Source organism: Okeania sp. SIO2F4 (genome assembly GCF_010672385.1).
Taxonomy (GTDB): Bacteria; Cyanobacteriota; Cyanobacteriia; order Cyanobacteriales; family Microcoleaceae; genus Trichodesmium.
Map to the genome: position 1 here is coordinate 1 of NZ_JAAHGT010000618.1, position 5,905 is coordinate 5,905.

Annotated in this window: 6 protein-coding genes; 1 reads left to right on the plus strand and 5 read right to left on the minus strand. The window is 32.9% G+C overall.

Features of this window, described 5'->3' with window-relative positions; genetic code table 11:
• The 4 genes from F6K22_RS28845 to F6K22_RS28860 all read right to left on the minus strand — a co-directional run.
• Nucleotides 1-1,504: glycosyltransferase family 39 protein (locus tag F6K22_RS28845; RefSeq protein WP_293105997.1), on the minus strand; the 1,504-nt coding region annotated here is incomplete at its 3' end.
• A gap of 390 nt (nucleotides 1,505-1,894) precedes the next feature.
• Nucleotides 1,895-2,380: a polyprenyl synthetase family protein gene (locus F6K22_RS28850; RefSeq protein ID WP_293106005.1), complete on the minus strand. Its 486-nt coding sequence runs from the start codon at nucleotides 2,378-2,380 to the stop codon at nucleotides 1,895-1,897.
• 84 nt (nucleotides 2,381-2,464) lie between these two features.
• On the minus strand, nucleotides 2,465-2,695 hold the full coding sequence (locus tag F6K22_RS28855; protein ID WP_293106000.1) for a hypothetical protein: 231 nt from the start codon (nucleotides 2,693-2,695) through the stop codon (nucleotides 2,465-2,467).
• 294 nt (nucleotides 2,696-2,989) lie between these two features.
• On the minus strand, nucleotides 2,990-3,946 hold the full coding sequence (locus tag F6K22_RS28860; protein ID WP_293106003.1) for a lysylphosphatidylglycerol synthase transmembrane domain-containing protein: 957 nt from the start codon (nucleotides 3,944-3,946) through the stop codon (nucleotides 2,990-2,992).
• Nucleotides 3,947-4,922: 976 nt separating this feature from the next.
• On the opposite strand from F6K22_RS28860, the gene F6K22_RS28865 reads away from it, so the two are divergent.
• Entirely contained in the window at nucleotides 4,923-5,588 is a 666-nt protein-coding gene (locus F6K22_RS28865; RefSeq protein WP_293106008.1) for a sugar transferase, read from the plus strand.
• 46 nt (nucleotides 5,589-5,634) lie between these two features.
• Here the strand turns inward: F6K22_RS28865 and F6K22_RS28870 are convergent.
• The coding region (locus tag F6K22_RS28870; protein ID WP_363274663.1) for an energy transducer TonB at nucleotides 5,635-5,905 on the minus strand (271 nt) is incomplete at its 5' end.

Sequence of the window (5,905 nt, forward strand, 5' to 3'; positions counted from 1 at the left end):
TCCCAGGCTTTTCAAAAGTATCTATTCTAATCCCAATTTCATTCAGATAATAATTTAAAAATCTTCTTTCTGCTGGAATATGAGTATGAGAAAATAATAACCAAACTCTTTTATTCCCTCGGAGTTTATCTAAATCTTTTTCATATCTTGTCATCTCAGTAATTGATAATTCTTGACCATCATATTTATCTAAATCGTCCACACCAATAATATAATCTCCCTCTTGATAACCATATTTTTCTGCATAATACTGAAACTGATATATTCCTCGTTGATAAACATACAAAATATCTCCTGGTTGTTGATGTTTTTTGATATAACTCAGCACGGGTTTAATATCTGAGTAATTTAGAGGTTCTTCTATCAGATCGATAGCTTTTGCTAAGGGTTGCCTGAGTAACAAGATAATCAAGAAAATACTAATAATTTTGATTGGTCGAGATTTCGATTTTGTCAAAATAAAACTTCCACCTTCTGCTATGAGAAAAATTACAAATGGTGTGAGAAATAAAACCAAACGACTCCGAAACGGGTATTGATGTAAAAAGGATGCTAAAAAAGTCATAAATAATGGAGAAAGTAAGAGAAACAAAATTTTTTTTCTGCTCAACCAACAAGAAAGACAACCTACTAAAAAAGCCAGAATAGCTAACCCATCAACCCATTTACTAAAACCCAAAGGTTTATAGAAAAATTTACCGAAAGCATCTAACATCCAAATAATATCAAAAGGGGAACCAGGAAAACCATCCCCCCAAGAAGTTGTTAAAGTTTCATTGCCAGTTAAATTTCTCAAAGACACAAAATAAAACATGACAAAACTTAAAATCCAAACTGAGTAAATGAGTAATAATTTTTTGACTTTACTCAGGTCTTTATGCCAAAAATTAATTAGTAAAGCACTTCCTCCTATACTTGCCAATATAAAGATAGAAGGATGAGAAAACCAAATAGCGATCGCTCCGACCAGAGAATATTTAATTATCTGACCCAGGTTCAATTTTTGCTGCACTAAAGGTAGTAATAATAGATATAAAAGAAGAGCGATCGCCACATCACTAGAATACTGTTTTACTTCTGCTGAATAGTAGACTAAGTATCCCAAACTGGCAAACAAAATTAAACCTATAGGAATGGCAGATTTAGGAATCCATTTTTTTGCTAATTCATAAAATACAAACAACGAACCTACGCCACAAATCAAAGGAAATAAACGTAGAGCATACTCATTATTCCCTAATATCTGAACTGCCAATTTTTCTACCATCAAAAAACCAATCGGCGCACCTTGGTCATAATCCAAAGGTTGGAGTAATTCCAAATAAGAACGATTGACAATATTTAAAGCTAAAACTGCTTCATCTGCCCAGAGAGAACGATTAGCTAAATATTGAATCAACCTCATAGCTACCCCAAAAGCAATAATTAAAAAAGGTAGTATTGGTTTGTCAAATAAAAACTGAAAATCTGGTAAATATAACTTTTTATTTTTAATAATTTCCATCCTCAAATACAACCAAAAACAACTAAAATTATCCTAGATATAGCAGATTGCATGTTGGTGAGGTACACCCATCGCGCCGCAATACATTTGGTTTACACAGGAGCTTTTTTCTATGTTCTTACTTCTTCCTTCTTCAAAAGTAAAGCCACTCTAGTTTTATTATTCCTTCATATTGCTAATCGGTTGTTCAAAATAAATACCAGGTAATTTCATCAAGAAATCCCGATATTTATGATCGGGTAACTATTGCAGAGAAGATGTTGCTAGAGCATTGTATTGTGAAATAATATCTAAACAATGTTGAATTGCCCCTGTTTCTTTAAAAATTTCCTTTAATTTAAGCTGCATATCCAACGAAGGATAACTTCCAAGTATACTTATAATTTATTTTCATGCTGAAGAATCAAACGGCAACATTTGTAGAGAATAATTTACAACAAGATTGATTTGATTGTTTTTAATATCCGAAAAGTTATCTTTACCAGTTTGTCTATTATTTACCATGAGATCGACTATATGGTCAGAAAGTTGATAAGCAATACCAAAATTCGCTGCAAAGTTACTTAACTCATCTATTTGATGATTTGTTCCACCTCCAATAATTCCCCCTGAAGTAATTGCTCCAATTAAAAGAGAGCTTGTAAGTAAGCGAGAAGTTTCTATGATTTTGTGTTCATCGATAAGTTTACCGAAAGGGAAACTTGAGAGTTTGTGTTCAGCATGGGAACCTTTCACTGTATTACTTGCTGATTCATAAAATATCTTGCTAAGTTTATTAAGTTCGGAATATTCAATCTGTTGTTTTGTTAGTAAAAAAATCGGTTCAAGCTGTAAAATGCAAGCCGATAAAATTGGTGTAATCTCTCCATATTCAATTCTCGGTGTTGGTAAATTTGCACGTTATTTCCCACTATCAAAAATGATACTATCATCAATTAAAACATAGCTAGGAGTAATGATTTAATACAAAACAGCTATCCAATCAGCGTTTTCTGGAATTCCTCCTACAACAGCACTGCCACAATAAACTAATAAAGACCGAAGTCTTCGACGACTATAAAATAAAGCTCGATTCAAAGGTTCTAATAGTGCCGAAAAATCTTGATGATTAGCTGTATAGTAATTAGATAATAAATCATTAATTCGATTATGATAATCTTCAACAAATGGAAAATCCTTTGTTATTAGCATAGATGTACTCTCTTTATACTACTTGGAATTACCTAATCTACAAGAATCAGTGTACCAAACTTACATGGAGTAGACTGTAAATATTTATTTCTCCTTTCTTCTTTCTTCTTTCTTACCGAAACAATTAAACAATTAAACAATTAAATAATTAGATAATTCACCCTTTAAAGCCTCCCCAATAAAGGGGAAAAAAATAAATTTTTTCCCTACCGCGTCTTACCTCTCCCTTTTAGGGAGAGGTAATTATCCATTGTCCATTATCCATTATCCATTATCCATTAATGAAAATTAAATTTATTCTTGCTTCTTCCTTCCAATTAAATATTTCCCAAAAAATGGTAAACCAGCAATTGCTGGTAATACATAACGGGATGTACAAAGTAATCCTAAAGCAGCTCCAACTTCTTGAGAAAAATAAGGTTGATAAAACATAATAAAAGCAGCATCACGAGTACCAACTCCAGCAAAAGTTAAAGGTAGTAATCCAGCTAAAATCGCCAAGGGAGATAATGCTAAACTTGCCAAAAATGGAACCGAAGCATTTAAAGCTAGAGTAAAAAACCAAATTTGTAATAGATGTCCGAACCAGATAAATATTGAAGTAGTAACAATTTTGGTTAATTGTACTTTGTCGTACCAAAAATATCTGTGCATTTCTATCCAAGAAAGTTCTAGATTATCAATCTTTGAAAATATTTTTTTAGGGGCTATTTTTCTTGCTATTTGAAAAAATATATTGGTGAATTTGCGAGAAGATAATAATAATAATCCGATAATTAATCCTAAAGTTACTCCAGCAGTCATTACCCAAAATAATAAATCTTTTTCTGGATAAACAATCAATCCAAAAACGCACCATATTAGCAAAGAAACTAAATCGCAAGCCTTTTCAAATATCACTATAGACAAAGATAAAGTTCCCTCTAAATTCCCCCTTTGTTTCATAAAATAAGCTTTGACAATATCTCCCATTTTTGAAGGCAAAATCATATTCAAGACACTGGCAGCTAAAATTAATTGATTTGCTTCTCCAAAATTTAGATAAGATGATGATTTTCTACCCTTTTTTGGCATTAACTGTTGTAGACGCCAAGCAGTTAACATTGTCAATGGAATTATCATATTTACACTGATTATCATCCATACAGGGTTAGAATTTTCAAATACTTTTATTAGTCCAGTAAAATCAATTTTCCAGTAGATGGCTATCAGAATAAGTAAACTGATAATTAGAGAAATTAGTCGTTTCATTATTTATTTCTCAATAAGTTTTGATTATTCACAGTAGTGATTCTAAAGTCTTTCACTGAAGTCTCAATTACTATAGCAATCCGCGCATAGGTTGTGACAAATTAAAAAGTAGATAAAAAACCTGAAACTCCTACTTGTTCCCTGTTCCCTGTTCCCTAAAAGCGTTAAGGTTTTTATACACAAATAAAATAGGACTGCTATAGAGATTGCTCAATAATTATAGTAGTTATTATCTCTGAAGAGACTTGTCCTTTTTTCTACTCTCAACTTCTACCTGTTTGACAAGGTTTTATGTGAAGCACTCTACCCGATAATGTATTATTGCGTATATCGCAATAATACAACAATAGGTGTTGCATCATTTACTCTGGAGGACTAGCAGGTTTTTTTGTGCCTTCTTACTGAAACTATTTTTTTGTAAAATTAACTACTAAATTTTTAATCCAATCTACAAATACCGAAAAAGATAATAATAGGAAAAACTATTAATTATACAGGATATTTTTTGGGATTAAGTGGTATTAAATGATAAATAATTAAAACCACACAGAAACTTTAAAAAAACGTCTGAAATTTGTGAAGATTTGGTAAAGCTGAGTATTTTACCCTACCACCTTCAATGCTCCTCTTTTAAAATATGAACTATAAAATCACTCACGGGGTGACAATCAGCTAAAAAAGTAGACAGGGGTTACGTGAAGTAGTCTTGGATGATGAGGAAAATACGCAGAAAGTAAAGTTAAACTTGGGCAAATCACCCTCAACATTTAACCTGAAAATCAGTAAAAATCCTTATGTAGCAAAAGATTATTACTCCCTATTTTTTTTCTTTTCCGTTTCCGCACCTCACCCATCCCCTCTCTTAACAAGAAGTCTAGTTCTCACCCCTGAGATCAAAGCCTTTAATCATAATTAAAAATATCAAATCAGGGTGTAAACAATGACAAATACATCTGACTTATCAGTATTTTCCAATATGAACTCTATAGCAGTTTTAGAAGAAGAATACTCAGCTAGCTTATACAAACAAATACTTCATCCATCTGTAACTAGCAAAACTAAGCGTTTAATTGACATTTTAGGAGCTTTAGTCGGGTTAGGGATCGCAGGAGTAGTTGCAATTCCTATTTGGATATTAATGCAAATAAATACTCCCGGTCCTCTATTTTTCACTCAGGTGCGCTGTGGTTTCAGAGGCAAAACTTTTCGGATCAAGAAGTTTCGTTCAATGGTGGTTAATGCAGAAAAACTAAAACACTTAGTCAAAAATGAGGCGAAGGGTAACATATTTAAAAATGAGAACGACCCTAGAATAACTCCTATAGGTCATTTCCTGCGTCGGACTAGTTTAGACGAACTACCTCAATTCTGGAATGTTCTCAAGGGAGAAATGAGTTTAGTAGGTACTCGTCCTCCTACTGTTGATGAAGTCGAACGTTATGAAGCTCATCATTGGTACAGACTAGATGTAAAACCTGGTATTACTGGAGAATGGCAGGTAAATGGTCGTTCTTGTGTGAAAGACTTTGAAGACATAGTGGGTATGGATATTGAGTATCAGGAAAAATGGTCTATTGCATACGATCTAAAGTTAATTTGGAAAACTATTTGGGTAGTGTTTAATAAATCAGGTGCGTGTTAGTGGTTGCATAATCTAGATATGAATCGTAAATATTCACCCCCTTTCACTACTCGCTACTCCCTACTCCCTGCTCCCTACTACAATTAGAACTATCAAAATTAAATTCATACTGATACAGTTTAGAGTCATCGCTACTAGAAAATGATTCCTTTCTTACTGCATCTAAAGCAGTTTCGTCTAACATTGGAGAGCCACTTTCTAGTAACAACTTTGGTCCTTTACTAATAGTACCATCTGGACTAACTAACACTCCCAGTAGCTTTACCTTCCAACTTTTGCTCACAAGCAGCTTCTGGATAAACATTAGAAATAGCTTT

Coding starts and splice junctions, on each gene's coding strand:
- F6K22_RS28855 (WP_293106000.1), bottom strand. CDS start 2,695: ATGCTAATAACAAAGGATTTTCCATTTGTTGAAGATTATCATAATCGA.
- F6K22_RS28860 (WP_293106003.1), bottom strand. CDS start 3,946: ATGAAACGACTAATTTCTCTAATTATCAGTTTACTTATTCTGATAGCC.
- F6K22_RS28865 (WP_293106008.1), top strand. CDS start 4,923: ATGAACTCTATAGCAGTTTTAGAAGAAGAATACTCAGCTAGCTTATAC.